Here is a 24,637-nt window from a genome sequence, read left to right on the forward strand (position 1 = left end):
CCACAGGAAGTCGTCCCAGGCGCCGATGAAGGTGAAGATCACGATCACGCTGAGCATGCCGCGCACGTTCGGCAGGCCGATGTGCCACAGCCGCTTGGCCAGCGCGTTGCAGACCTGCCCCGGCGGGACGGTGGGCGGGCCCGGCACGACCAGCACGTCCACCCGGCCCGGCTGCGACTCGTCCGCCTTCAGCGCGTACTGGGTGCAGACCCCGCCGAAGAAGTAGACGGTCAGCTTGGTGGTGCCGTCCAGCCGGTAGCCGACCGGCGGGCGGACCGGCGAGCCCGAACCGTTCGGGGCCGGCTCGCCCACCGCGATGCCGTTGCCCGGGGGATCGGCCGGGGTCGGCTGCCCGGGCGCGGGCGAGGCCGGGGCCGGCGTGAAGCCGGTCGGCGGCTGGGCCGGCTGGGCGGCACCCGGGGACCCGCCCGTCGCGGCCGGCGGGCTCGCGGACCCGGTCGGGGACTGCGCGGCGCCACCCGCCGAAGCCGAGGCCGACGCCGAGGCCGATGCGGAGGCCGCGCCGCCCGCCGCCGAGTCCGAGGCGGGCTTGCCGCCCCCGTCGCAGCCGGCCACCGTCACCACCGCCGCCAGCGCCAGACCCGCCAGCGCCATCGCCCGCCGACCGCGCCGGGGCATCGTCTCCAGATCCATCTGCACATCCTCCCGAGGGCTCAGCGGTGCCGCCTCCTCGGCCGCTCCGCGCGGATCTGACGTGCCCCGGTCGGATCCGGTTCCGTACCGGTCCGCTCCGGTACGGTGCGGGCTCAGAAGCCGTACTCGGCCATCCCGGCGACCACCCGCTGCGCCCCGGAGGGGACCTGGAAGCCGGCCGGGACGGGGGCGGTGGGCTGCGGGCCGACCGCGACCTGCGGCCAGAACCGGCGCAGCCGCCGGGAGGAGTCCACCAGGGCGTCGAGCGTCTCGCCGTCCTCGCTCCGCAGGGCGGGCAGGGCACAGTGGTCGGTCATCATCGGGCATCGCTCCGGATCCAAGCCGTGGCCACGCTGCCACGGTCGACGACGGGGCCCGCACGACGGGCCCTCCAGGGCCGACCCTAGGCAGGGGCCCGGCCGCCCACCAGTGCTACCGGGAGGTAGTACACATTCGAGGGCAGCGGGTGCCACCATGGCCGTGCGGGCGGCAACTTGCGGCACTCCTGCCTGGGCGCCCCCCGGGGCCGGGTACCGTGGGTGGGTTCATCCCCGCCTGCCCGCTGGCCCCGCAGCCATCCTGAGGAGACCTCCCGTGCGTATCGCCGTCGCCGGCTCGATCGCCACCGACCACCTGATGACGTTCCCCGGCCGGTTCGCCGACCAGCTCGTCGCCGAGCAGCTGCACACCGTGTCGCTGTCCTTCCTGGTCGACACCCTGGACATCCGCCGCGGCGGCGTCGCGCCGAACATCGCCTTCGGCATGGGTGTGCTCGGCCTGCGCCCGGTCCTGGTCGGCGCCGCCGGCGCGGACTTCTCCGAGTACCGCAGCTGGCTGGAGCGCAACAACGTGGACTGCGACTCCGTCCACATCTCCGAGACCCGGCACACCGCGCGCTTCATGTGCACCACGGACGAGGACCACAACCAGATCGCCTCGTTCTACACCGGTGCCATGGCCGAGGCCCGCAACATCGAGCTGAAGCCGATCTCCGACCGCGTCGGCGGCCTGGACCTCGTCCTGATCGGCGCCGACGACCCGCAGGGCATGGTCCGCCACACCCAGGAGTGCCGCACCCGCGGCTACGCCTTCGCCGCCGACCCCTCCCAGCAGCTGGCCCGCCTGGAGGGCGACGACATCCGCGAGATCGTCGACGGCGCCGCGTACCTCTTCACCAACGAGTACGAGGCCGCGCTGATCGAGGGCAAGACCGGCTGGGACGCCGACGAGCTGCTCGGCCGCGTCGGCACCCGGATCACCACCCTGGGCAGCAAGGGCGTGCGGATCGAGCGCAAGGGCGAGGAGCCGATCGTGGTCGGCTGCGCCAAGGAGGAGGCCAAGGTCGACCCGACCGGTGTCGGCGACGCCTTCCGCGCGGGCTTCCTGGCCGGCCTGTCCTGGGACCTCGACCTGGAGCGCTCCGCCCAGCTCGGCTGCATGCTCGCCACCCTGGTGATCGAGACCGTCGGCACCCAGGAGTACGAGCTGCGCCCGGCGGCCTTCCTGAAGCGCTTCGAGGAGGCCTACGGCGCCGAGGCGGCCGCAGAGGTCACCGCGCACCTGGTCAAGTAGTCCGCCGGACGACGAGGTAGGCCGAGCCCCGGTCGCCGCCGTACTCGGCGGCCGGGGCCTCGCCCGCGTACTCGTGCCCGCGCATCTCGCACCAGGCCGGGATGTCCAGCCGGGCCGCCTCGTCGTCCGCCAGCACGGCGACCGTGCCGCCCGGCGGCACCTCGCCGATCCGCTTCGCCAGCTCGATCACCGGCAGCGGACACCGCTTGCCCAGGGCGTCGATGAGGAGGGTGCCGGCCTCCACCGTCGGCTCGACCGCCGGCGCCGGCAGGTCCAGCCCGAGCGGCGCCCGGACGCCGGCCACCAGGTCGGGCAGCACCGCGAGGAAGCGCTCCACGTCGGCCTCGGCCGTCCCGTACGGCAGCGAGACCCGGACGTTCCCCTCGGTGAGCACCCCCATCGCCGCCAGCACGTGGCTGGGCGTCAGCGTGGACGAGGTGCAAGAGGAGCCGGAGGAGACCGCGAAGCCCGCCCGGTCCAGCTCGGTCAGCAGCACCTCCCCGTCCACGTACAGGCAGGAGAAGGTGACGATGTGCGGCAGCCGCCGCACCGGGTCGCCGACCACCTCCACCTCGGGCACCAGCCGCGGCACCCGGGTGCGGATCCGCTCCACCAGCGCGTGCAGCCGGGCGTTCTCCTGCTCGGCCTCCGCCCGTACGGCGCGCAGCGAGGCGGCCGCGGCCACGATCGCCGGGACGTTGACGTAGCCGGGCACCCGGCCGCCCTCGCGTTCGTCGGCCGGCAGCGGCGAGGCGTACCGGACGCCCTTGCGCACCGCCAGCACCCCGACCCCGGGCGGCCCGCCCCACTTGTGGGCGCTCGCGGTCAGCAGCGACCAGCCCGCCGGGACGTCCACCCGGCCGGCGCTCTGCGCCGCGTCGACCAGCAGCGGGACGCCGGCCCCGGCGCACAGCGCGGCGACCTCGCCGACCGGCTGCACCGTGCCGACCTCGTGGTTGGCGCTCTGCACCGCGGCCAGCGCGGTGTCCGGTCGCAGCAGCGCGCCGAAGGCCGCCGGGTCGACCCGGCCGCCCCGGTCCACCGGCGCGACCGACACCTCGCCGCCGGCCCCCGCGTGGCGCTCGGCGACGTGCAGCACGCTGGAGTGCTCCACCGCGGAGTGCACGAAGTGGCCGCCGCGCCGCCGGTTCCCGGCCAGGGCGCCGAGCAGGCCGAGCTGGACGGCCTGGGTGCCGCTCGCGGTGAAGGCGATCTCGTCCGCCCGGGCGCCCAGCACCGCGGCCACCGTCTCGCGGGCGGCGTCCAGCAGCATCCGGGCCTGCCGGCCGGAGCGGTACAGCCGGGCCGGATCGGCCCAGCCCTCGTCCAGGGCGGCGGTCAGTGCCTGCCGCGCGACGGGGTGCAGGGGGGCCGTCGAGGCCGCGTCGAAGTACACGGTCACATTTAACGACACACCCGGCCCGCGTCCCGGTCCGTCCGCGCGGCTCACCCACCGTCAGTCGATCATCCCGAATGTCCGCTTCGTCCACGCCCGACGGGCCGTCACGGGCGTCGTCCGAGGTCATCCCCCGATCGGGCGTACGGACCTCGAATGCCTACGATGACCTGCGACGCAGCCCCCACCGGGCCTGATCGGGCTAGCGGGCGGCGCGTTACCGGGGGCTGCCCGTCAGGAGCGCATAAGGCTGGAGTAGGGTTTGGCCCGCATAAGCATTCAAACCGTGCCCGTGGACGGGTCGCCGGGGAGGCTCACACTCCTCCCCGGGGCGACGCGAAGGCGGGCGAGACTTCGGGAAGGCGCTACGTGAGTCCCAACGGCTCCGACCGCTCGCCGCGGCGCACGATGCGGCGGAAGCTGCCTCAGGCGCTGGCACTGGGCCTCGTCATCGCGACCGCCACCGGCTGCTCGGCCAACGACCTCCCCAGGCTTGGCCTCCCGAGCCCCGTCACCAAGGAAGGGCCCATGGTCCTCCAGATGTGGCAGGGCTCCTGGATCGCGGCGCTGGTGGTCGGCGTACTGATGTGGGGTCTGATCATCTGGAGCGTGGTCTTCCACCGGCGCAAGCGCACCGGTGTGGAGGTCCCCCCGCAGACCCGGTACAACGTGCCCATCGAGGCGCTCTACACCGCGGTCCCCATCATCATCGTCTCGGTCCTCTTCTACTTCGTCGCCCGCGACGAGGCGAAGCTGACCGCCACCTCCGAGAAGCCGCAGCACTACGTCAACGTGGTGGGCTTCCAGTGGAGCTGGGCGTTCAACTACGAGAACACCGAGACCCCCGACCCGGCCAACAAGGACGCCGCGTACGAAGTCGGTACGCCCAAGGACGCTCCGACGCTCTGGCTGCCGGTCAACGAGACGGTGCAGTTCCGTCTCACCTCGCGTGACGTCATCCACGACTTCTGGCCCGTCAACTTCATGATGAAGATGGACGTCGTGCCGGGTGTGGTGAACAAGTTCGAGGTCACCCCCACCGTCAAGGGCGAGTACATGGGCAAGTGCGCCGAGCTCTGCGGCGTCGACCACTCGCGCATGCTGTTCAACGTCAAGGTCGTCGACCGCGCCGACTACGACAAGCACCTGGCCGAGCTTCGCGCCAAGGGCCAGAACGGTGCGGTGCCCTCCGGCCTCATCGCTATGGGAAGTGAAGAGAAGTGACAATCCTCAACGAGCCCGCCGCGGCCGGCGGGGGCGCCGAGGCCGTCACGGTCGGGGCGCAGCGGACCCGGAAGCCGGGTTCGACCATCATCAAGTGGCTGACCACCACTGACCACAAGACGATCGGCACCCTGTACCTGGGCACGTCGTTCGCCTTCTTCCTGATCGGCGGCATCCTCGCCCTGGTCATGCGCGCCGAACTGGCTCGTCCCGGGACCCAGCTCCTGTCGAACGAGCAGTTCAACCAGGCGTTCACGATGCACGGCACGATCATGCTGCTGATGTTCGCGACGCCGCTGTTCGCGGGCTTCGCGAACTGGATCATGCCGCTCCAGATCGGCGCCCCGGACGTGGCCTTCCCGCGTCTGAACATGTTCGCGTACTGGCTGTACCTCTTCGGCTCGACCATCGCGGTGGCGGGCTTCCTGACCCCGCAGGGCGCCGCCGACTTCGGCTGGTTCGCCTACGCCCCGCTGTCGGACGCGGTTCACTCGCCCGGCATCGGCGGCGACATGTGGATCATGGGTCTGGCCTTCTCCGGCTTCGGCACGATCCTCGGTGCGGTCAACTTCATCACCACGATCATCTGCATGCGCGCCCCCGGCATGACGATGTTCCGGATGTCGATCTTCGTCTGGAACGTCCTGCTGACCTCGGTGCTGGTCCTGCTGGCCTTCCCGGTCCTGGCCGCCGCGCTGTTCGCCCTGGAGGCGGACCGCAAGTTCGGTGCCCACGTCTTCGACCCGGCCAACGGCGGGGCGCTGCTCTGGCAGCACCTGTTCTGGTTCTTCGGCCACCCCGAGGTGTACATCATCGCGCTGCCGTTCTTCGGCATCGTGTCGGAGATCATCCCGGTCTTCAGCCGCAAGCCGATGTTCGGCTACTCCGGCCTGATCGCGGCCACCATCGCGATCGCCGGTCTGTCCGTGACGGTGTGGGCGCACCACATGTACGTCACCGGCCAAGTGCTGCTGCCGTTCTTCTCCTTCATGACCTTCCTGATCGCGGTCCCGACCGGTGTGAAGTTCTTCAACTGGGTCGGCACCATGTGGAAGGGCTCGCTGAGCTTCGAGACCCCGATGCTCTGGACGGTCGGCTTCCTGGTCACCTTCCTCTTCGGTGGTCTGACCGGTGTCCTGCTGGCCTCCCCGCCGATCGACTTCCACGTCTCGGACTCGTACTTCGTCGTCGCCCACTTCCACTACGTGGTCTTCGGCACCGTCGTGTTCGCGATGTTCGCCGGCTTCCACTTCTGGTGGCCGAAGATGACCGGCAAGATGCTGGACGAGCGCCTCGGCAAGATCACCTTCTGGACGCTGTTCTTCGGCTTCCACACGACCTTCCTGGTGCAGCACTGGCTCGGCGCGGAGGGCATGCCCCGCCGCTACGCCGACTACCTGAACTCGGACGGCTTCACCACCCTGAACACCGTCTCGACGCTCGGCTCCTTCGTGCTCGGCCTGTCGATCCTGCCGTTCCTCTACAACGTCTGGAAGACCGCCAAGTACGGCGAGAAGGTCACCGTGGACGACCCGTGGGGCTTCGGCCGCTCCCTGGAGTGGGCGACCTCCTGCCCGCCGCCGCGGCACAACTTCCTCACCCTCCCGCGGATCCGCTCGGAATCCCCGGCCTTCGACCTCCACCACCCGGAGATCGCCGCGCTGGACTACCTGGAGAACCACGGTGAGCCGGCCAAGCACCTCGCCGGTGTGACCCCGGCGAAGTACGACGCCCCGAAGCTGGGCAAGGGCAAGAGCGAGGGTGACGCCTGATGAAGGAACAGGGAAAGATCTTCCTCGGCCTGTCGGTCTTCGTCCTGGCCATGGCCATCACCTACGGCCTGTGGACCAACGGCTCCGACCACGGCATCGAGGCCGCCGGCACCACCGCGCTGTTCCTGGCCTTCGGCCTGTGCGCGTTCATCGGGTACTACCTCGCCTTCACCGCCCGCCGGGTGGACAGCGGCGCGGGTGACAACCCCGAGGCCGAGGTCGCGGACGACTCCGGCGAGCTGGGCTTCTTCGCCCCGCACAGCTGGCAGCCGCTCTCGCTGGCGCTCGGTGGCGCGCTCGCCTTCCTGGGCGTGATCTTCGGCTGGTGGCTGATGTTCTGGGCCGCCCCGATCATCGCGATCGGCATCTTCGGATGGGTCTTCGAGTTCTACCGGGGCGAGAACCAGAACCAGTAGGTTCCCGCTCTCCGGCACAGGGCCGGTCCTCCCGCACGGGAGGACCGGCCCTGCTGCGTCCCGGGCCCGCCGCTGCGTCCCCGGGATGACGGCCTCACTCCGGCGGGTGAACCGGAAGTCCCCCGGATGTCGCTCGGCCGAGGGCGTTCCTACGATCTGATCAATCGTGCGAACCCTCGGAGGCGGTCATGGCCGACAGGCGCGGAATCGCAGCTCTCGGCGGCATCTCACTGACCCTCGCGGTCCTGGTGCCGCTGGCCGCCTGCACGGCCGGGGACGACGATCCCACCGGACCGCACCGGATCGACGCGGCCCCGCTGGTGCGGCTCTCGGCGGAGGGCGACGCCGACCCCTCCCAGCCGGTCACCGTGACCGCCCTGCAGGGCAGCCGGCTCACCGACGTCACCGTGGTCGGCCCGGACGGCCGGGTGGTCGCCGGGACGCTCGCCGAGGACCAGCGCAGCTGGCGGACCACCGGCCGGCTGAAGGCCGCCACCGCGTACACGGTGCGGGTCTCCGCCGACGACGGCAAGGGCGGCCGCGGCGACACCACCGCGGGCTTCAGCACCCTCGCCGCCCAGCGCCTGCTCACCGCCAAGCTCGGCCCGGACTCCTCCGGCAGCGGCGTCTACGGGGTGGGCCAGCCGCTCACCGTGCAGCTCTCCGAGGCGGTGAAGGACCCGCAGACCCGGCAGGAGGTCGAGCGCGCCCTGACCGTCGGTTCCCAGCCCGCCGTCACCGGCGCCTGGTACTGGGTGGACGACAAGAACCTGCACTTCCGCCCGCAGGACTTCTGGCCGGCCGGCACGACCGTCACGCTGGCCTTCGACGGCACCGGCAACCGGATGGCGGACGGCCTCTACGGCGGCGACCGCAGCTCGCTGAAGCTGCGGATCGGCGAGCGGGTGGAGTCGGTGATCGACGCGGCCGCCCACGAGCTCACCCTGAAGCGGGACGGCGAGGTGCTGCGGACCATCCCGGTCACCACCGGCAAGCCCGGCTTCGACACCCGCAACGGCGTCAAGGTGGTGCTCGGCCAGGAGCGGTCCGTCCGGATGAACGGCGAGACCATCGGGATAGCGGCCGGCAGCACGGAGTCCTACGACCTCGACGTGCTGTGGGCCACCCGGGTGACGTGGAGCGGCGAGTACGTCCACGCGGCGCCCTGGTCGGTCGGCTCGCAGGGCATCGAGAACGTCAGCCACGGCTGTACCGGCATGAGCACCGGGAACGCCGAGTGGTTCTACGAGCACACCCGGGTGGGGGACCTGGTGACGGTGGTGAACAGCCGCGGCGGCGAGATGGAGCCCTTCGGCAACGGCTTCGGGGACTGGAACGTCGACTGGGCGGAGTGGGTCCGGCACAGCGCCTCCGGACAGCCCGTCAGCACCACCGCACCGGCCGCCCAGGCCCCCGCCGCGGGGATGATCCGCCCCGAGCTGTGATTCCCCCGCTCGCCTCCGGGCGCTCGGACCCGCTGCCGACGGTCGTCGCTCCGGCGCTCGTGCCTCGCTTGTCGCTCCTCGCTTTCGGCAGCGGCGCGCCCTTCGGCTCGGGGGGCGGCGCTCGCCTCCGGGCGCTCGGACCCGCAGGGCAGGGCCTCAGCCCTGCGGGTAGGCCAGCCGCAGCGCGGTGTCCACGGCGGCCAGGGCGTCCGCGCGGGAGACGCCCAGGCGGCTCGCCCGGGCGGCGTACTCGGCGGCGGCCTCGGCGGCCAGCCGGTGGGCGGCGTCCCCGGTGGCGGCGATCAGCGTGCCGCGCCGGCCGTGGGTCTCCACCACGCCGTCCGCCTCCAGCTCGCGGTAGGCCCGGGCGACGGTGCCGGCGGCCAGCCCCAGCTCCTCGGCCAGGGCCCGGACGGTGGGCAGCCGCAGCCCGGTCGGCAGCTCGCCGGAGCGGGCCCGCTCGGCGATCTGGGCGCGGATCTGCTCGTACGGGGGAGTGGCCGAGGCGGGGTCGACGGAGAGCTGCACGGTGGCTCCTCAGTGGCGCGGGCGGGTACGGGGCGGGGACGGCAAAGCCCGAGGGCCGCCGACCAGAAGAACTCTGGTCAGCGGCCCTCGGGGTGACGCGGCGGTGCCTACGGGATCAGTGGTGGCCGTGGCCGCTGGTGATCTCGTGGTGCTCCTCGGCGGTCGGCTTGGGGATCTGGCTGCCCTCGCCGTAGAAGCCGCGGGAGAGCTTGGCCCGGGTGCGGGTGAGGACGCCGGCCTTGTTGGCCACGCCGTTCTCGTCCGTCTGGGCCGGCAGCTCGACCGGCTGGACCTGCTCGTGCGCGGTGAGCTTGTACAGGTCCTTCTGCGGCAGCTGGGCGTGCACCTCGATGAACTCGCCGTGCGGCAGGCGCTTGATGACGCCGGTCTCGCGGCCGTGCAGCACCTTCTCCTTGTCGCGGCGCTGGAGGCCGAGGCACCAGCGCTTGGTGACGATGAAGACCACGACCGGGACGACGAAGAAGCCGACGCGGACGAAGTAGGTGACCGAGTTGATCGACAGGTGCAGGTGGGTGGCGAACAGGTCGTTGCCACCGGCCATCAGCAGGATCAGGTAGAGGCTGATCCAGGCGGCGCCCAGCGCGGTGCGGACCGGGGCGTTGCGCGGGCGGTCCAGGATGTGGTGCTCACGCTTGTCGCCGGTGATCCAGCCCTCGATGAACGGGTAGACCGCGATCGAGACCAGGACCAGCGGGAAGATCGCCAGCGGGACCATGACACCCAGGTTGAGGGTGTGGCCGCCCCAGACGCTGATCTCCCAGCCCGGCATGACACGGATCAGACCCTCGGAGAAGCCCATGTACCAGTCGGGCTGGGCGTCCGTGGAGACCTGGTCCGGACGGTACGGGCCGTACGCCCAGATCGGGTTGATCGTGGCGATCGCCGAGATGACGGCGATCAGGCCGAACACCAGGAAGAAGAAGCCACCGGCCTTGGCCATGTAGACCGGCATCAGCGGCATGCCGACGACGTTCTTCTCGGTCTTGCCCGGGCCCGCCCACTGGGTGTGCTTGTGGTAGAAGACCAGGATCAGGTGCGCCACCAGCAGGCCGAGCATGATGCCCGGGATCAGCAGCACGTGGATGGTGAAGAACCGCGGCACGATGTCGTGGCCGGGGAACTCGCCCCCGAACAGGAACATCTGGACGTAGGTGCCGATCAGCGGGACGGCGAGGATCGCGCCTTCCATGAAGCGGATACCGGTGCCCGACAGCAGGTCGTCCGGCAGGGAGTAGCCGAAGAAGCCGTCGAACATGCCCAGGACCAGCAGCAGGAAGCCGAAGACCCAGTTGATCTCACGCGGCTTGCGGAAGGCGCCGGTGAAGAACACGCGCATCATGTGGACGAGCATCGCGGCCACGAAGACCAGGGCGGCCCAGTGGTGGATCTGCCGGATCAGCAGACCGCCGCGGACCTCGAAGCTGATGTCCACCGTGGAGGCGTAGGCCTCCGACATCGGGATGCCCTTGAGGGGGACGTACGAGCCCTCGTAGACGACCTCGGCCATCGAGGGCTTGAAGAACAGCGTCAGGTAGACACCGGTCAGGATGATGATGATGAACGTGTAGAGGCAGATCTCGCCCAGCATGAAGGACCAGTGGTCCGGGAAGATCTTCCGCAGGTTGGCCTTGGCGAGGGAGTAGATCCCCAGCCGGCCGTCAGTCCAGTCAGCCGCGGCCTCCCACTTGTTGGCGGGCTTGGCGCGCGTGCTGGAGGGCTTGGCGGCACCGGTCGTGGTGCTGCTCGCGCTACTCATCGAGCACGCTCCCAGTAGCTCGGGCCGACGGGCTCCGCGAAGTCGCCGGTGGCGACCAGGTTGCCCTTCTCGTCAGTGGTGATCTTCAGCTGCGGCAGCGGGTGGCCGGCCGGGCCGAAGATGACGCGGGCGCCGTCCGCCAGGTCGAAGGTCGACTGGTGGCAGGGGCAGAGCGCGTGGTGGGTCTGCTGCTCGTACAGGCTGATCGGGCAGCCGACGTGGGTGCAGATCTTGGAGTAGGCGAGGATGCCCTCGAAGCCCAGCTCCTTGGACTTCTCGTCCTTGATGTCCTCGGGCGCGATGCGGACCAGCATCAGGGCGTCCTTGGCGATCCGCTGCTGGAAGTCCTCGCTGTGCGTGGACAGGCCCTCCGGCATGGCGAACGTCAGCGAGCCGACGATGATGTCCTCGGGCTTCATCGGCTGCATGGTGTTCATGTTGATGAGCGGCAGCGGCTTGGCCTCGGTCGCCTCCTTCCAGCCGGTCTCCTTGAGCTTCTTCTCGGGGAGCGGACCGAGGTCACGGAGCAGGACCACGCCGGAGAGCGGGACCAGCGCCATGGAGCCGATCAGGGTGTTGCGGATCATCTTGCGGCGGCCGAAGCCGGACTCGGCGGCACCGGTCTTGAACTGCTCGATGACGTCGGCGCGGACCTCGTCGGAGGCCTCGATCGGGTGACGCTCGGCGGGCAGCTCGACGTCCGACATCAGGGTGCGGGCCCAGTGGACCGCGCCCGCGCCGATCATGAACAGCGCGACGCCCAGGGTCAGGCCGAGCGCGAAGTTCAGCGCGCTGACCTTGCCGAGCGGGAAGATGTAGACGATCTTGTCCGCGTCGATGGCCACGTACGAGGCGATGAAGCCGACGGTGGCGAGCATCGAGATCACGAACATCAGCGAGACCTGGCGCTCGGCCCGCTTGGCGGCCCGCTCGTCGATGTCGGTGCGACGGGGCTCGTGGGCCGGCAGGCCCGGGTCGGCGAACGGGCTGCCGTGGTCGGCCACCTCGCCGGCGGAGCCGTGCGGCTCCGGGAGCTTCTCTTCTGACATGTCGTGGCTCATGACTTCTTGGCCTTGGTGGTGTGGGCGGCGACCCAGATCGCGACCGCGATGAGCGTGCCGAGGCCGAAGATCCAGCCGAACAGACCCTCGGTCACCGGACCGAGGCTGCCCAGGGTGAGACCGCCGGGGTTGGGCTCATCGTTGGTGGTGTGGCGGACGAAGGCCACGATCTGCTTCTTCTGCTCCTCGGGCATGGTGGTGTCCGGGAACGACGGCATGTTCTGCGGGCCGGTCTGCATGGCCTCGTAGATGTGCTTGGCGTCCACGCCCTCAAGCGACGGGGCGTACTTGCCCTTGGTCAGGGCACCACCCTGGCCGGCGAAGTTGTGGCACTGGGCGCAGTTGGTGCGGAACAGCTCGCCGCCCTTGGAGACGTCCTCGGGGTCGGTCGAGGTGAACTGCTCCTCCGTCGGGGTCACCGGGCCGGGACCGAGGGAGGCGACGTAGGCGGCGAGCTGGTCGATCTCGGCCTGCGTGTAGATGTTCTTCTTGCGCGGGACCTGCGCGCCGGGCTGCTGGGCGGGCATGCGGCCGGTGCCGACCTGGAAGTCGACAGCGGCGGAGCCGACGCCGACCAGGCTCGGACCGTCACTGCTGCCCTGGCCGTTCAGGCCGTGGCAGGAGGAGCAGCCCACGGCGAAGAGCTTCTTGCCCTCATCGATCGCGAGCGACTGCGCGGCGACGTCGGCCTGCGCCTTGTCGGCGGGCGCGAACGCGGCGTACAGCCCCCCGGTTGCCGCCAGGGCGAGAAGTAGGACGACCAGCGCCGCCAATGGGTGGCGCCGTCGTGCGGAGAGCTTTTTCACGGAATAACCCCGGTGTCAGGATCTGGTCGACTGGTGGGTGCACCCGGCGGCCGGTCTGGCCGGCACGAGGCTGCCTGTCTAGGGCTGCGCGCGCGGTCGGTCGGTGGGAGCGTCGGCACCGGCAGAAGCGGCCCGTCGCCGGTGAGGGCGGGGGCCGCAGCCGGTGGCCAGCGACCTGATCAGCTGGTTACTTGATCAGGTAGATGGTCGCGAACAGGCCGATCCACACGACGTCGACGAAGTGCCAGTAGTACGACACGACGATCGCGGCGGTGGCCTGCTCGTGCGTGAAGCGCTTGGCTGCGTACGTCCGTCCCAGGACCAGCAGGAAGGCGATCAGACCACCCGTCACGTGCAGCCCGTGGAAGCCGGTGGTCAGGTAGAACACCGTGCCGTACGGGTCGGAGGACAGCGAGAGGCCGTCCTTCTTGACCAGCTCGGTGTACTCGTAGACCTGGCCGCCGATGAAGACCGCGCCCATGGCGAACGTGAGGATGAACCACGCCCGGAGCTTCTTCACGTCACCGCGCTCGGCAGCGAAGACGCCGAGCTGGCAGGTGAGTGAGGAGAGCACCAGGATCGTGGTGTTGACCGAGGAGAAGGGCACGTTGAGGGCGTGGGCCTTCTCGGTCCAGAACTCCGGCCCCTTGACGGAGCGGAGCGTGAAGTACATCGCGAAGAGGGCCGCGAAGAACATCAACTCGGAACTGAGCCAGACGATCGTTCCGACGCTGACCATGTTCGGCCGGTTGACCGATCCGTGCGCGTGCCCGGTTTCTACTGCTGTTGCTGTCGCCACGACGGACATTATGTCGGTCCCTTATTCCGTCTTCACGTCGGGGGGTGTCCCTCGGAGTGTCCGGTGCGTGCGGTATGCCCGCTTGGCGGGCGGCGGGGTGTCCGGACGGGGGCTGAGCAGCGGCGTGTCCCATTTCTGATGGTTCCTCGGAGGGGCCTGTGACCCCGTTGCCCAGCGCGTCGTTGCACGGTCGGAGCAGCCGTAGGAGGTAGGGGAGAGGGGCCCGGGTCGGCCGTACGGGTGGACCGGGCGGGTCCGGGTGACGGGCCGTCCTCCGGGCGGGTGAGTCCGGGGCGCGGCGGCTTGAGGAGGAACGTGCGCGAGGGGGACTCGGCGGAGGGTGATCCGGAGTAGCATCCGGATCAGGCGAACGTGGTCCGGATCACACTTGAGGGAGCAGGGCCCATGGCGTACACGACCGATGAGACGCTCACCGTCCTCGTCTACAGCGACGACCGCAACACCCGCGAGCAGGTGCTGACGGCGCTCGGCCGCCGGCCCGCCGAGGATCTTCCGGAACTCTCCTACCTGGAGTGCGCGACCACCCCCGCGGTGCTCAAGGCACTGGAGAAGGGGGGAGTGGACCTCTGCGTGCTGGACGGCGAGGCCGTGCCGGCCGGCGGGCTGGGGCTCGGGCGCCAGCTGAAGGACGAGATCTACGGCTGCCCGCCGGTGCTGGTGCTGATCGGCCGGCCGCAGGACTCCTGGCTCGCCGCCTGGAGCCGGGCCGACGCCGCGATCTCCCACCCGGTGGACCCGGTGGCGCTGGCCGAGGCGGCCGCCGTGCTGCTGCGGGCGCGGCTGGCGAAGCGGACCCCGGCCGTCCGCTGAAATCCGCCCCGGCAACTAGAAAAGACGGGGGTAGAAGCGACCGCTTCGCTCGATAGGCTGGCTCCATCCGTACGGACGTCCCCCCGGAGCGGGGAACCGACAAACAGCTGGAGTCAGCCATGGTGAACGTGAACCCTGCGAACGGCGGTAGCGACCCCGCGCAGGTGGTCCGCACCTGGCCGGACATCCTGGCGGCGCTGTTGCAGGGGGAGGACCTCGACCGCTCGGCCACCGCGTGGGCGATGGACCGGATCATGAGCGGCGAGGCGTCCCCCGTGCAGGTGGCCGGGTTCATGGTCGCGCTGCGGGCCAAGGGCGAGTCGGTCGAGGAGATCGCCGGGCTGGTCGACGCGATGTACGCGCACGCCGAGCCGCTGGACATCCCGGGACCGGCGGTGGACATCGTCGGCACCGGCGGGGACCGCGCGAAGACCGTCAACATCTCCACTATGTCGGCGATCGTCGCGGCGGCCGCCGGTGCCAAGGTGGTCAAGCACGGCAACCGGTCGGCCTCCTCCGCCAGTGGTTCCTCGGACGTGCTGGAGAAGCTCGGCGTGGCGCTGGACCTCTCCGCCCGGCGGGTCGCCGAGGTGGCCGAGGAGGTCGGGCTCACCTTCTGCTTCGCGGCGAAGTTCCACCCCTCGATGCGGCACGCCGCCACCGCGCGGCGCGACCTCGGGGTGCCGACCGCCTTCAACATCCTCGGCCCGCTGACCAACCCGGCCAAGGTCACCGCGCACGCGATCGGCTGTTTCGACACCCGGCTCGCCGGGCTGATCGCCGGGGTGCTGGCGCGGCGGGGCGCGACGGCGCTGGTCTTCCGCGGCGACGACGGGCTGGACGAGCTGACCATCACCACCACCTCGCAGGTGTGGCTGGTGCGCGACGGGGTGGTCACCGAGACCCGCTTCGACCCGCGGGACGTGGGCATCGAGCTGGTCGGCATCGAGGCGCTGCGCGGGGCGGACGCCTCGTACAACGCCGAGGTCGCCCGGCGGCTGCTGGCGGGGGAGCACGGGCCGGTGCGGGACGCCGTCCTGCTGAACACGGCGGCGGCGCTGGTCGCGCTGGACCTGGGCGACGCGCCGCTCACCGAGCAGCTGGCGGCCGGCATGGCGCGGGCCGCGCGGGCGATCGACTCCGGCGCCGCGCAGGACCTGCTGCGGCGCTGGTCGGAGGCCACCAGCCGGATCTGAGGCGGCAGTTGGGGAGCCCGCGCCGGTACGCCGGCGCGGGCTCCCGCACGTCAGGAGCGCCCGGAGGCGGCTGTGTCCAGATGGTGGATGGCCGTTTGACCGCCCGCTGGGCGCGGCCTAGAGTCTTCGCCAGGTCATGAGCGACAGCGCCAAGCCCCAGCTTGCTGTCCGGCAACCCTCCGTCCGTGGCGGGGTGCCCTGGGTGAGGACCGGGTCGACACGGCGAACCGTCCGTGCGACAAGCGCGGACGCCCGACGACTAGCACTCCCGGGGTCCCTTACCCCTTGAAGGAGTGCATCCTCATGTCCGCCCACCCGTCTCCCGCCACCACCCTTCTCCCGGCGAGCTCCGCGCGGCAGCCCGGTGCCGAACTCCGCGCCCCGCTCGCCGTCCTCGGCGCCGACGTCCAGGTCCCGCTCGCCAGCGGTGAGAAGGTCGGTTACGCGGCGCTCGACTACGCGGCCAGCTCGCCGGCGCTCCAGCGGGTGTGGGACGACGTCGCCGCCTACGCGCCGTACTACGGCAGTGTCCACCGCGGGGCCGGGTACCTCTCCCAGCTGTCCACCGACCTGTTCGAGCAGAGCCGCCGCACCGTCGGCGAGTTCCTCGACCTGCGCGAGGGCGACCAGGTGGTCTTCACCCGGGCCACCACCGACTCGCTCAACCTGCTGGCCGCCGCCGTTCCGGCCGGCACCCGGGTGTTCGCCTTCGAGACCGAGCACCACGCCTCGCTGCTGCCCTGGGCGCACGCCGGACTGGACGTCAGCTACCTGCGGGCGCCGCGCTCGCGGGCCGAGGCGGTGGCCGCGCTGGACGCCGCGCTCGCCGGGGCGCCCGAGGGCCCCAAGCTGCTCTGCGTCACCGGCGCCTCCAATGTGACCGGCGAGCTGTGGCCGGTCGCCGAGCTGACCGAGACCGCGCACCGGCACGGCGCCCGGGTGGTGCTGGACGCCGCCCAGCTGGCGCCGCACCACCGGGTCTCGGTGCGCGAGCTGGACGTCGACTGGGTCGCCTTCTCCGGCCACAAGATCTACGCGCCGTTCGGCGCCGGGGTGCTGGCCGGCCGGGCGGACTGGCTGGACGCGGCCGAGCCGTACCTGGCCGGCGGCGGGGCGACCCGGACGGTGGCCCGGGAGACCGACGGCTCGGTGGCCGTGCAGTGGCACACCGGCCCGGCCCGGCACGAGGCCGGCTCGCCGAACGTGATCGGCGCCTACGCGATCGCCTCGGCCTGCCGGGCGCTGACCGAGGCGGGCTTCGACGCGCTGGAGGCCCGGGAGCAGCAGCTGATCGCCCGCCTGACGGCCGGGCTGGCCGGGATCCCGGAGGTCAAGGTGCTGAACCTGTTCGGCGACGACTCCGCCCGGGTGGGCGTGCTGTCCTTCGTCGTCCGGGGCTGGAACAGCTCGCACTTCTCGGCCGCGCTCTCCGCCGAGTACGGCATCGGGGTGCGCGACGGCCTGTTCTGCGCCCACCCGCTGGTGCGCACGCTGCTCGGCGACGAGGAGGTCGCGCCTTCCGAGTGCGGCGCGCCGGAGCCCTCGCTGCCGGGCGAGCGCAGCCTGAACGCGATCCGGGTGAGCTTCGGCGCCGGGACGCCGGACGAGCACGTGGACCGCTTCCTCACCGCCGTCCGGGAGCTGGTCACGGACGGCGCGGCCTGGAACTACCGCAACGAGGGCGGGCGCTGCGTCGCCACCGTGCAGGTCGACCGGGGCCGGCGCGCCGAGGGCTGAGCGCTACTCGTCCAGGCCGAGGGCGAAGGCGGCCTCCAGGTCGTGCTGGGAGTAGGTGCGGAAGGCGATCTGGGTCTCGGTGTGGGCCACGCCCGGGACCTTGTTCAGCCGGCCCGGGATGACCTCGGCCAGGTCGTCGTGCCGGCGCACCCGCACCATCGCCACCAGGTTGTAGCCACCGGTCACCGAGTAGACCTCGCTCACGCCGTCGATGGCGGCGATGGACTCGGCGATCTCCGGGATGCGGTCGACACTGGTCTTGATCAGGACGATGGCGGTGATCACAGTTCGGGCTCCTTTGTGAGGTGCCGCCAGGGTATCGGGCGTCCGCCGGGTCGTCGCGGGGGGTGGCGGACGACGGTGCAGGCGTAGAGGAACCCGGCCGAGAAGCCGATCACGTGGACCAGGTACGCCACTCCGGGCCCGGCCGAGTGCACCGACCACCACTGCAGGACGAACCAGAGGCCGAGCACCAGCCAGGCGGGGAAGCGCAGCGGGAGGAAGAACAGCAGCGGGACGAGGGTGGTCACCCGCGCCCTGGGGTGGAGGCGCAGGTAGGCGCCGAGGGTGGCGGCGATCGCCCCGGAGGCCCCGATGAGCACCCGGGTGGAGTTCGGCGAGTGCGCCTCGGCGAGTGCGAAGCCGTACGTGGTCAGGCTGCCGGCGGCCAGGTAGAAGACGGCGTACCGGGCCCGGCCCAGCCGGCGTTCGACGGTGGGGCCGAAGACCTGGAGGAAGAGCAGGTTGCCCAGCAGGTGCAGCCAGCCGGCGTGCAGGAAGAGGCCGGTGAGCACGGACAGGGCCGGGTGCTTGCCCGGGGTCGGGGCGGCCGGGCAGCCGGGGACCGGGTCGGGGGCCTCGGCCAGCTGTCCGGCGGTCAGCGGGCGTCCGGCCAGCACCTCGGCCGGGACGGCGCCCCAGCGCTGCTCGTACCGCTGCTCCGCGCAGACCCGGGCCGGGCCGGTGCCGTACAGCGGGTTGAACCCCGCGGCCGGGCCGAGCAGGAAGACCAGGGTGTTGAGGGCGATCAGGGTGTAGCTGACCACCGGGACGGTCGCCGCCGGGCGGCCGCCCGGGGCGACGGTGTGCTCGGGGGCCGCGGGCGCCATGCGGCCAAGCATCCCTCCGGGCGCCGCAGGTGACACGGCGGTTTACGGCAGGTGGACCAGTCCGGTTGTTCGGGCGACCGGTGGTCGCGCCGGGTGCCCCAGGCAATAGGCTTGGGGCGGGCATTCCCGCCTCCCGCCGCCGATGCCGGGGCTCCGGGGGGAGCGCCTGGCCCACGCAGGGACCACCCGAGAGGACCCCCCGATGACCGTCCCCGCCCTGACCGCCGAGACGCGCTGGCGCTGCACCCTGTGCGGCAACCTCACCCGCTTCGACGTGACCCGCACCGCGCGGGTGACCGAGTTCCTGCACTTCGACCTGGCCGGCGAGTCCAAGGTCGAGGAGACCGAGGTGCTGAGCGAGACCGTCGAGTCGGTCCGCTGCCGCTGGTGCAACGCGGTGGACCAGGTCGAGCTGGTGGCCCGTCCGGGCGCCGAGGGCGAGCAGGCCCCCGCCGAGCAGGGCTGATCCCCGTCCGGCGCGGGGGCGGGTGCACGGCGCACCCGCCCGCGCCGCACGGGACAATACAGAACAAGACGCACGGAGCGTGACGACTGGGGGCGGCCGCGGCCGTGCCCCGCTGGACCAGGATCGGAGCCGAGGACGTGGTGGACGCAGCGAAGGAGCCCGGCGAAGCCCAGGGGCTTCAGCCCGCTGCGGCCGAGGCCCCGGCCGAGGCGGCCGTGGAGGCGCACGACCCCTCCGGGCCCGCGGCGGAGCGCGCCGCCGAGACGCTCGACCGGCCGCTGCCCGAGGGCGTGCGCCGACGGGTGGTCGGGCTGGCCTCGGACGCGCTCGGCGGGCTGCCGCCGGCCGAGCTCCCGCAGAGCCTGCGTCAGTACGTCAAGTTCACCCCGGCGCGGCGGGCCAAGTACGCGGCCACCGCGCTGGCGGCGGCGCTGGAGGCGGAGCCGGCCTTCCGGGTGCGGATAGCGGAGCGGCTGCGACTGGGGCAGCCGGACCTGGTGAAGGCGCTGGAGGCGGGCACCGTGCCGAGCGCCGCCGATCCGATGGACGTCGCGGCCGCCGCCTACCTGGTGCGTTCGGCGGGCTGGAGCCGGCTGGTGGCCGAGGCCGGCGAGGAGGCCGAGCGGGCCGGCGCCGAGGACGCGGCCGCCGAGGCGGCCCGGCTGGTGGAGAAGCTGCAGGCCGAGCTGGCCGAGGTGCGGGCCTCCGCGCGGGCGGACCTGGACCGGCAGCGGGCCGAGTTCGACGGCGTCCGCAAGGAGGCCGAGTCGCTGCGCAAGAAGGTGCGGTCGCTGGAGAGCGACACCCGCCGGGCGCAGGCCGAGACCCGCCGGGTGGCCGGTGAGCTGGAGGCCGTGAAGGCGCAGGCCGCGGCCGAGCGGGGCGCGGCCGAGAGCGAGGCGCGCCGGCTCCGGCACCGGGTCTCGGAGCTGGAGAACGCGGCCGAGCAGGGCCGCCGGTCGGCCCGCGAGGGGCGCAGCGTCGAGGACATGCGGCTGCGGCTGCTGCTGGACACGGTGCTGCAGTCGGCCCAGGGGCTGCAGCGGGAGCTGGCGCTGCCGGTCTCCCAGATCCGCCCGGCGGACCTGGTGGAGGCGGTGGTGCCGGGGGCGGCCTCGCCGCACGACGTGGCCCGGCGCGGGCTGGCCGAGGACGATCCGGCGCTGCTGGACCAGCTGCTGGCGATCCCCCAGGTGCACCTGGTGGTGGACGGCTACAACGTGACCAAGACCGGGTATCCGGCGCTGCCGCTGGAGCAGCAGCGGATCCGGCTGCTGGGCGGGCTGGCGATGCTGGCCCAGCGCACCCAGGCGGAGGTCACCTGCGTGTTCGACGGGCAGGACCTGGACGTCCCGGTGATCATGGCGCCGCCGCGCGGGGTCCGGGTGCGGTTCAGCCGGACCGGGGAGACAGCCGACGAGCTGATCCGCCGTCTGGTGCGGGCCGAGCCGCAGGGCCGTCCGGTGGTGGTGGTGTCCACCGACCGGGAGGTCGCGGAGGGCGTGCGGAAGGCGGGCGCGCGCCCCGTGGCGTCGGTGCTGCTGCTGAACCGGCTGGCCCGGCCCTGACCCGGACCGAGTGGCATGATGCCTGGTCAGGGGCTCTTTCGAAGCATTGTGCGGGTCCCGTGAAGTCAGCGTGGGGACCTGGGTTCACACCTACGGGGGAGTAGCAAAAGCGGATAGGTCTTCACTAGGGTCTGGTGTCAAACCTATTTTCCGGAATCTCATCCCATCAGGTGAGCCCGTTGGAAGAAGGAGCCGGTCCCTTGGCCTCCCACCGCCGTCCCAAGCAGCCGAGCCGCGCACGGATCTCCGTGCTCACCGCCGCCGCTGCGACCGCGGTCGCCCTCTCCGCCCAGGCGGCCGCGCACGCCGCGCCGCAGCCGAACGCCTCGGACGTCAAGGCGCAGATCGACCGGCTCCAGGAGGAGCAGGAGCAGGCGGCGGAGAAGTACAACGGCGCCAAGGAGCGGGCCGACCAGCTGCGGAAGCAGGCCGACCAGCTGCAGGACCGGGTGGCCCGCAGCCAGGAGCAGATGACCCAGCTCCAGGGCGGCCTCGCCGAGGTGGCGGGCGAGCAGTACCGCGCCGGCGGCATCGACCCGTCCGTCCAGCTGATGCTCTCCTCCGACCCCTCCGGCTACCTGGAGAAGGCCTCCACCGTCCAGCAGGCCAGCGCCAGTCAGGCCGAGGCGCTCAAGGGGCTGCTGGACCAGCAGCGCCGGCTGGACCAGGAGAAGACCGAGGCGGCCGCCGTGCTCGCCTCGCTGGACGCCACCACCAAGGACCTGAACCAGGCCAAGGCGGACGTCAACACCAAGCTGAAGGCCGCCCAGGACCTGCTGAACTCGCTGAGCGCCGCCGACCGGGCCGCGCTGCGGGCCCAGCAGGCGCAGGACGACCGCGCCTCGCGCGGCAGCGACCGGGTCGACCTCGGCAGCCTGCCGCCGGCCAGCGGTCACGCGGCCGTGGCGATGGCCAAGGCGATGAGCAAGCAGGGTTCGCCGTACGTGTGGGGCGCCACCGGGTCGACCACCTTCGACTGCTCGGGCCTGATGGTCTGGGCGTACGGGCAGGCCGGCGTCTCGCTGCCGCGCACCTCCCAGGAGCAGGGCCACTACGGCACCCGGGTGCCCTCGCTGGACCAGGCCCAGCCGGGCGACCTGGTGGTCTACGGCGCCGACATGCACCACGTCGGGATGTACATCGGCAACGGCATGGTGGTCCACGCGCCGCACACCGGTGACGTGGTGAAGGTGATGAAGGCCGACGCGATGTCGATCAACACCATCCGCCGGGTCTGACGGCCCGACACGCCCGGGGGCTGCTCCGGGGCCTGTGAAAAGCGCCACCTCCGATCCGGGGGTGGCGTTCGGCTTTCCGGCCTTTCGTGACCACATGCTGAGAACCGATCAGCCTTGCGTGCGCCAGTGGTCACCATCGGTCATTTTCACAAAGGAACTTGGGCAATCTTCCATCTTTTTTCTGACAAGGATTTGAACCGATCACGGTCCAGTTACTAGGGTCGTGCTTCGAACCACCGCACTGTCGATCGCCCAGCCAGGGTGGCGGCGGTGGTTACCGCCGAGTTCGTGAGGCAGCGGGGCAGGACGAAGCGACTGCCCGACAGGGGAGCCCAGTAACTGGGGGCGCTGCGGAGCGGAGCCGGGGAACCACGTTCCTCCGGGGTGAATCGGCGCCAGGTCGGCCGGTGGAACGGCCGTGAGGCGTCGTAGGGCATGCTTCCGGCCCGAACCCGTCAGCTCACCCGGTAGGCGGACGTAGGAAGAAGGAGCCCGCCTTCGTGGCGTCCCATCGTCGTCCCAAGCCCGCCGGCCGCGCCCGCGTCTCGATCCTGACCGGCGTCGCCGCCGCAGCCGTCGCCCTCTCCGCGCAGTCCGGCGCCCACGCCGACCCGCAGCCGACCAAGGAACAGGTCAAGGAGCAGGTCGACCAGCTCAACGAGCAGGCCGAGGTCGCGACCGAGAACTTCAACGCCGCCCAGGCCAAGCAGCAGGAGCTGGAGAAGCAGGTCTCCGGCCTGCAGGACCAGGTGGCCCGTCAGCAGGCCCAGGTCACCGAGCTCCAGGGCGGCCTGGCCGAGATCGCCGGCGAGCAGTACCGCAACGGGGGCATATCCCCGACCGTCCAGCTGATGTTCTCCTCCAGCCCGGACAGCTTCCTCAGCCAGGCCGGTGCGCTGAACCAGGCCGGCGACACCCAGAAGAACCAGCTGAAGGAGCTCCAGGAGCAGCAGCGCAAGCTGGACCAGGACCGCAACGAGGCCCAGGGCAAGCTCGCCGAGCTGGAGTCGACCACCCAGCAGCTGAAGACCTCCAAGGAGGAGGTCCAGGCCAAGCTGAAGGCGGCCCAGGACCTGCTCAACACGCTGACCGAGCAGGAGCGCCAGGCGCTGCGCCAGGCCGAGGAGAAGGCCGCGGCCGACGCCAAGGCCAAGGCCGACGCCGCCGCCCAGGCGCAGCAGCAGGCCGACCGCGCCTCGCGCGACAACAGCCGCGGCAGCCTCACCGCCCCGACCACCACCGCTCCGGTGAAGGTGTCGCCCGGCAGCTCGCGCGGTGCCGCCGCGCTGTCCGCCGCCGCCACCAAGGTCGGCAGCCCGTACGTCTGGGGCGCCACCGGCCCGAGCTCCTTCGACTGCTCCGGCCTGATGGTCTGGGCGTTCAACCAGGCCGACGTGTCGCTGCCGCGCACCTCGCAGGCGCAGGCCGGGGCCGGCACCCGGATCGGCACCGACCTCTCCCAGGCCCAGCCCGGCGACCTGCTGATCTTCTACAGCGACGCCCACCACGTCGGCATCTACGCCGGTAACGGCCAGGTGCTGCACGCCCCCAAGCCGGGCGCGAACGTGCGCTACGAGGCGGTCACCAACATGCCGCTGACCTCCATCGTGCGGGTCTGATCCCCACGCGGTCGCTTCCAGGCCCGGTCTCCCCCAGGGGAGGCCGGGCCTGCGGCTTTTCCGGGCGGTCGATCTGATGTCTGATTAGGGAGTGAATATTCGGGTTGGGAGGGGTTTGGACTCGCTTGCCCGGACTCGCTAACGTCTGCCACCGGACTCCCGCTCGACGGCCGCCCGTCCCGGTGCGGCGGCGGGGGCCCGTGCCGCAGGATTGGAGCCGCTGCCGCCATGCCCGTGCACCGCCGTTCCCAACTGCTCGCCCGGGCGCTGGTGCTGACCGCGGCCGCCGCCACCGCGCTGGGCGTGGCCGCCGGAGGGCGCGCCCAGGCCGCCCCGGGCAGCCCGGACCCGGCCGACCGTCAGGACGTCAAGACGCAGGTGGAGCAGCTGTACGACGAGGCCGAGCAGGCGTCCGAGAAGTTCAACGCGGCGCAGGAGGCCCAGCGGCGGCTCCAGGGCGAGACCACGATCATCCAGGGCGAGATCGCCCTCGCCCAGGACCAGCTCAACGAACTGCGCGGCGACCTGGCGACGGTGGCCGGGGCCGAGTACCGCGGCGGCGGGATGACCCAGACCGCCCAGCTGATCCTCTCGCCCGACCCGGAGGGCTACCTGGCCCGCGCCCGCGCCCTGGGCCAGGCCGCCACGCGCCAGCAGGAGACCCTGCACGAGCTGGTCATCCGGCAGCGCCGGCTGGACCAGCGCCGCACCGAGGCGGCCGACAAGCTCGCCGAGCTGGACCGGACCCGCCGCTCGCTCGCCGACAGCAAGCAGCAGATCCAGCAGCGGCTCGCCAAGGCGCAGAAGCTGCTGAACGGCCTGGGCGCCGCCGAACGGGCCAGGCTGACGGCCCAGGACGCCCGGGACGCCGAGCGGCGTGCCACCCGGGGCACCGACCGGCTGGACCTCGGCACCGCCCCGCCCGCCTCCGAGCGCGGGGCGGCCGCGCTGGCCGCCGCGGTGCGCATGATCGGCTCCCCGTACGTCTACGGGGCCACCGGGCCGCACGCGTTCGACTGTTCCGGTCTGATGTACTACAGCTGGCGGCAGGCCGGAGTGACCCTGCCGCGCACCTCGCAGGCCCAGGCGTACGCCGGGCAGCGGATCAGCCTGTCCGAAGCGCGACCGGGAGACCTGGTGATCTACTACCGGGACATGCACCACGTCGGCATGTACGCCGGCGGCGGCGTGATCGTGCACGCCCCCCGCCCGGGCGCCAAGGTCCGCTACGAGAGCGTCAACGCCATGCCCGTCTCCGGGGTGGTCCGGCTCTGAGCGCCCCGTCGTCCGGCCCCGCCGGCCCCTCGGAGATATCCCGCCCCTGCCGCGTCCTGTCCCGGCGGGGCGCGCTGCTGCTCGTGGCCGGCGGGCTGGCCCAGCTGTCGCTGCCGCCGGCCGCCCCGCCGGCGCCCGCGGCGCGGCC

At 71.9% G+C, this 24,637-nt stretch carries 22 protein-coding genes, 1 pseudogene and 2 riboswitches; of the genes and pseudogenes, 13 read left to right on the plus strand and 10 right to left on the minus strand.

Going from position 1 to position 24,637, the window contains the following annotated elements; all coding sequences use genetic code 11:
- A pseudogene (locus ABZW03_RS14270) lies at window positions 1-654 on the minus strand (hypothetical protein); the annotation flags it as partial.
- Window positions 655-767: 113 nt separating this feature from the next.
- Window positions 768-974: a hypothetical protein gene (locus ABZW03_RS14275; protein WP_355256604.1), complete on the minus strand. Its 207-nt coding sequence runs from the start codon at window positions 972-974 to the stop codon at window positions 768-770.
- A gap of 274 nt (window positions 975-1,248) precedes the next feature.
- On the opposite strand from ABZW03_RS14275, the gene ABZW03_RS14280 reads away from it, so the two are divergent.
- On the plus strand, window positions 1,249-2,226 hold the full coding sequence (locus tag ABZW03_RS14280) for a carbohydrate kinase family protein (protein WP_355256607.1): 978 nt from the start codon (window positions 1,249-1,251) through the stop codon (window positions 2,224-2,226).
- Here the strand turns inward: ABZW03_RS14280 and ABZW03_RS14285 are convergent.
- A complete protein-coding gene (locus tag ABZW03_RS14285) occupies window positions 2,219-3,622 on the minus strand; it encodes an aminotransferase class V-fold PLP-dependent enzyme (protein ID WP_355256610.1) in 1,404 nt (467 codons plus the stop codon). The two genes, ABZW03_RS14280 and ABZW03_RS14285, sit on opposite strands and share 8 nt — an antisense overlap.
- 369 nt (window positions 3,623-3,991) lie before the next feature.
- On the opposite strand from ABZW03_RS14285, the gene coxB reads away from it, so the two are divergent.
- The 4 genes from coxB (at window position 3,992) to ABZW03_RS14305 (ending at window position 8,479) form a co-directional block, all read left to right on the plus strand.
- The gene (gene coxB / locus ABZW03_RS14290) at window positions 3,992-4,846 is read left to right on the plus strand and encodes a cytochrome c oxidase subunit II (protein ID WP_355256613.1); all 855 of its coding nucleotides are present in this window, start codon (window positions 3,992-3,994) and stop codon (window positions 4,844-4,846) included.
- A complete protein-coding gene (gene ctaD / locus ABZW03_RS14295) occupies window positions 4,843-6,618 on the plus strand; it encodes a cytochrome c oxidase subunit I (protein ID WP_355256616.1) in 1,776 nt (591 codons plus the stop codon). The genes coxB and ctaD overlap by 4 nt, the downstream gene beginning before the upstream one ends.
- The gene (locus tag ABZW03_RS14300) at window positions 6,618-7,034 is read left to right on the plus strand and encodes a cytochrome c oxidase subunit 4 (RefSeq protein ID WP_355256619.1); all 417 of its coding nucleotides are present in this window, start codon (window positions 6,618-6,620) and stop codon (window positions 7,032-7,034) included. The genes ctaD and ABZW03_RS14300 overlap by 1 nt, the downstream gene beginning before the upstream one ends.
- 188 nt (window positions 7,035-7,222) lie before the next feature.
- On the plus strand, window positions 7,223-8,479 hold the full coding sequence (locus tag ABZW03_RS14305; RefSeq protein ID WP_355256622.1) for an Ig-like domain-containing protein: 1,257 nt from the start codon (window positions 7,223-7,225) through the stop codon (window positions 8,477-8,479).
- A 156-nt stretch (window positions 8,480-8,635) separates the two neighbouring features.
- Here ABZW03_RS14305 and ABZW03_RS14310 read toward each other — a convergent pair whose 3' ends face one another.
- The 5 genes from ABZW03_RS14310 to ABZW03_RS14330 all read right to left on the minus strand — a co-directional run bounded on the left by ABZW03_RS14310 (window position 8,636) and on the right by ABZW03_RS14330 (window position 13,459).
- Window positions 8,636-9,007, minus strand: coding sequence for a GntR family transcriptional regulator (locus ABZW03_RS14310; RefSeq protein ID WP_355256625.1), 372 nt, complete (start codon window positions 9,005-9,007; stop codon window positions 8,636-8,638).
- A 115-nt stretch (window positions 9,008-9,122) separates the two neighbouring features.
- Window positions 9,123-10,784 (minus strand): ubiquinol-cytochrome c reductase cytochrome b subunit, encoded by a 1,662-nt coding sequence (locus ABZW03_RS14315; protein ID WP_355256628.1) that lies wholly within the window; start codon window positions 10,782-10,784, stop codon window positions 9,123-9,125.
- Window positions 10,781-11,833 (minus strand): Rieske 2Fe-2S domain-containing protein, encoded by a 1,053-nt coding sequence (locus ABZW03_RS14320; RefSeq protein WP_355256631.1) that lies wholly within the window; start codon window positions 11,831-11,833, stop codon window positions 10,781-10,783. Before ABZW03_RS14320 ends, ABZW03_RS14315 begins: the two co-directional genes overlap by 4 nt.
- An 8-nt stretch (window positions 11,834-11,841) precedes the next feature.
- Window positions 11,842-12,651, minus strand: coding sequence for a c-type cytochrome (locus tag ABZW03_RS14325; protein ID WP_355256634.1), 810 nt, complete (start codon window positions 12,649-12,651; stop codon window positions 11,842-11,844).
- A 187-nt stretch (window positions 12,652-12,838) separates the two neighbouring features.
- Complete coding sequence (locus ABZW03_RS14330; protein ID WP_355256637.1) at window positions 12,839-13,459, minus strand: heme-copper oxidase subunit III; 621 nt, start codon at window positions 13,457-13,459, stop codon at window positions 12,839-12,841.
- A 396-nt stretch (window positions 13,460-13,855) separates the two neighbouring features.
- Here ABZW03_RS14330 and ABZW03_RS14335 point away from each other — a divergent pair, with 396 nt between their 5' ends.
- The 3 genes from ABZW03_RS14335 to ABZW03_RS14345 all read left to right on the plus strand — a co-directional run bounded on the left by ABZW03_RS14335 (window position 13,856) and on the right by ABZW03_RS14345 (window position 17,214).
- Window positions 13,856-14,281, plus strand: a complete 426-nt coding sequence (locus tag ABZW03_RS14335) for a hypothetical protein (RefSeq protein ID WP_355256640.1) — start codon at window positions 13,856-13,858, stop codon at window positions 14,279-14,281.
- Window positions 14,282-14,400: 119 nt separating this feature from the next.
- Entirely contained in the window at window positions 14,401-15,477 is a 1,077-nt protein-coding gene (gene trpD, locus ABZW03_RS14340; RefSeq protein ID WP_355256644.1) for an anthranilate phosphoribosyltransferase, read from the plus strand.
- A gap of 132 nt (window positions 15,478-15,609) precedes the next feature.
- Window positions 15,610-15,728: riboswitch (SAM riboswitch) on the plus strand.
- A 52-nt stretch (window positions 15,729-15,780) separates the two neighbouring features.
- Window positions 15,781-17,214, plus strand: coding sequence for an aminotransferase class V-fold PLP-dependent enzyme (locus ABZW03_RS14345; protein WP_355256646.1), 1,434 nt, complete (start codon window positions 15,781-15,783; stop codon window positions 17,212-17,214).
- Window positions 17,215-17,217: 3 nt separating this feature from the next.
- Here the strand turns inward: ABZW03_RS14345 and ABZW03_RS14350 are convergent, their stop codons facing one another.
- Window positions 17,218-17,499, minus strand: a complete 282-nt coding sequence (locus ABZW03_RS14350) for an Lrp/AsnC ligand binding domain-containing protein (protein ID WP_049651832.1) — start codon at window positions 17,497-17,499, stop codon at window positions 17,218-17,220.
- Window positions 17,496-18,323 (minus strand): rhomboid family intramembrane serine protease, encoded by an 828-nt coding sequence (locus ABZW03_RS14355; protein ID WP_355256650.1) that lies wholly within the window; start codon window positions 18,321-18,323, stop codon window positions 17,496-17,498. Before ABZW03_RS14355 ends, ABZW03_RS14350 begins: the two co-directional genes overlap by 4 nt.
- Window positions 18,324-18,525: 202 nt before the next feature.
- Here ABZW03_RS14355 and ABZW03_RS14360 point away from each other — a divergent pair, with 202 nt between their 5' ends.
- The 5 genes from ABZW03_RS14360 to ABZW03_RS14380 all read left to right on the plus strand — a co-directional run bounded on the left by ABZW03_RS14360 (window position 18,526) and on the right by ABZW03_RS14380 (window position 24,489).
- Window positions 18,526-18,789, plus strand: coding sequence for a hypothetical protein (locus ABZW03_RS14360; RefSeq protein ID WP_355256653.1), 264 nt, complete (start codon window positions 18,526-18,528; stop codon window positions 18,787-18,789).
- A gap of 215 nt (window positions 18,790-19,004) precedes the next feature.
- A complete protein-coding gene (locus tag ABZW03_RS14365; RefSeq protein WP_355256664.1) occupies window positions 19,005-20,357 on the plus strand; it encodes an NYN domain-containing protein in 1,353 nt (450 codons plus the stop codon).
- A gap of 200 nt (window positions 20,358-20,557) precedes the next feature.
- Complete coding sequence (locus tag ABZW03_RS14370; protein ID WP_355256655.1) at window positions 20,558-21,595, plus strand: NlpC/P60 family protein; 1,038 nt, start codon at window positions 20,558-20,560, stop codon at window positions 21,593-21,595.
- A 336-nt stretch (window positions 21,596-21,931) separates the two neighbouring features.
- Window positions 21,932-22,085, plus strand: a riboswitch (cyclic di-AMP (ydaO/yuaA leader).
- 10 nt (window positions 22,086-22,095) lie between these two features.
- Window positions 22,096-23,214, plus strand: a complete 1,119-nt coding sequence (locus ABZW03_RS14375; protein WP_355256658.1) for an NlpC/P60 family protein — start codon at window positions 22,096-22,098, stop codon at window positions 23,212-23,214.
- Window positions 23,215-23,442: 228 nt separating this feature from the next.
- The gene (locus tag ABZW03_RS14380) at window positions 23,443-24,489 is read left to right on the plus strand and encodes an NlpC/P60 family protein (protein WP_355256661.1); all 1,047 of its coding nucleotides are present in this window, start codon (window positions 23,443-23,445) and stop codon (window positions 24,487-24,489) included.
- Window positions 24,490-24,637: the final 148 nt, after the last annotated feature.

It is taken from the genome of Kitasatospora sp. NPDC004799 (genome assembly GCF_040609095.1).
Classification (GTDB): domain Bacteria; phylum Actinomycetota; class Actinomycetes; order Streptomycetales; family Streptomycetaceae; genus Kitasatospora.

What these genes read in the sequence shown, in the direction of transcription:
- ABZW03_RS14275 (WP_355256604.1), bottom strand. Translation starts at nt 974, where the DNA reads ATGATGACCGACCACTGTGCCCTGCCCGCCCTGCGGAGCGAGGACGGC.
- ABZW03_RS14300 (WP_355256619.1), top strand. Translation starts at nt 6,618, where the DNA reads ATGAAGGAACAGGGAAAGATCTTCCTCGGCCTGTCGGTCTTCGTCCTG.
- ABZW03_RS14305 (WP_355256622.1), top strand. Translation starts at nt 7,223, where the DNA reads ATGGCCGACAGGCGCGGAATCGCAGCTCTCGGCGGCATCTCACTGACC.
- ABZW03_RS14315 (WP_355256628.1), bottom strand. Translation starts at nt 10,784, where the DNA reads ATGAGTAGCGCGAGCAGCACCACGACCGGTGCCGCCAAGCCCTCCAGC.
- ABZW03_RS14320 (WP_355256631.1), bottom strand. Translation starts at nt 11,833, where the DNA reads ATGTCAGAAGAGAAGCTCCCGGAGCCGCACGGCTCCGCCGGCGAGGTG.
- ABZW03_RS14330 (WP_355256637.1), bottom strand. Translation starts at nt 13,459, where the DNA reads ATGTCCGTCGTGGCGACAGCAACAGCAGTAGAAACCGGGCACGCGCAC.
- ABZW03_RS14335 (WP_355256640.1), top strand. Translation starts at nt 13,856, where the DNA reads ATGGCGTACACGACCGATGAGACGCTCACCGTCCTCGTCTACAGCGAC.
- trpD (WP_355256644.1), top strand. Translation starts at nt 14,401, where the DNA reads ATGGTGAACGTGAACCCTGCGAACGGCGGTAGCGACCCCGCGCAGGTG.
- ABZW03_RS14345 (WP_355256646.1), top strand. Translation starts at nt 15,781, where the DNA reads ATGTCCGCCCACCCGTCTCCCGCCACCACCCTTCTCCCGGCGAGCTCC.
- ABZW03_RS14355 (WP_355256650.1), bottom strand. Translation starts at nt 18,323, where the DNA reads ATGGCGCCCGCGGCCCCCGAGCACACCGTCGCCCCGGGCGGCCGCCCG.
- ABZW03_RS14360 (WP_355256653.1), top strand. Translation starts at nt 18,526, where the DNA reads ATGACCGTCCCCGCCCTGACCGCCGAGACGCGCTGGCGCTGCACCCTG.
- ABZW03_RS14380 (WP_355256661.1), top strand. Translation starts at nt 23,443, where the DNA reads ATGCCCGTGCACCGCCGTTCCCAACTGCTCGCCCGGGCGCTGGTGCTG.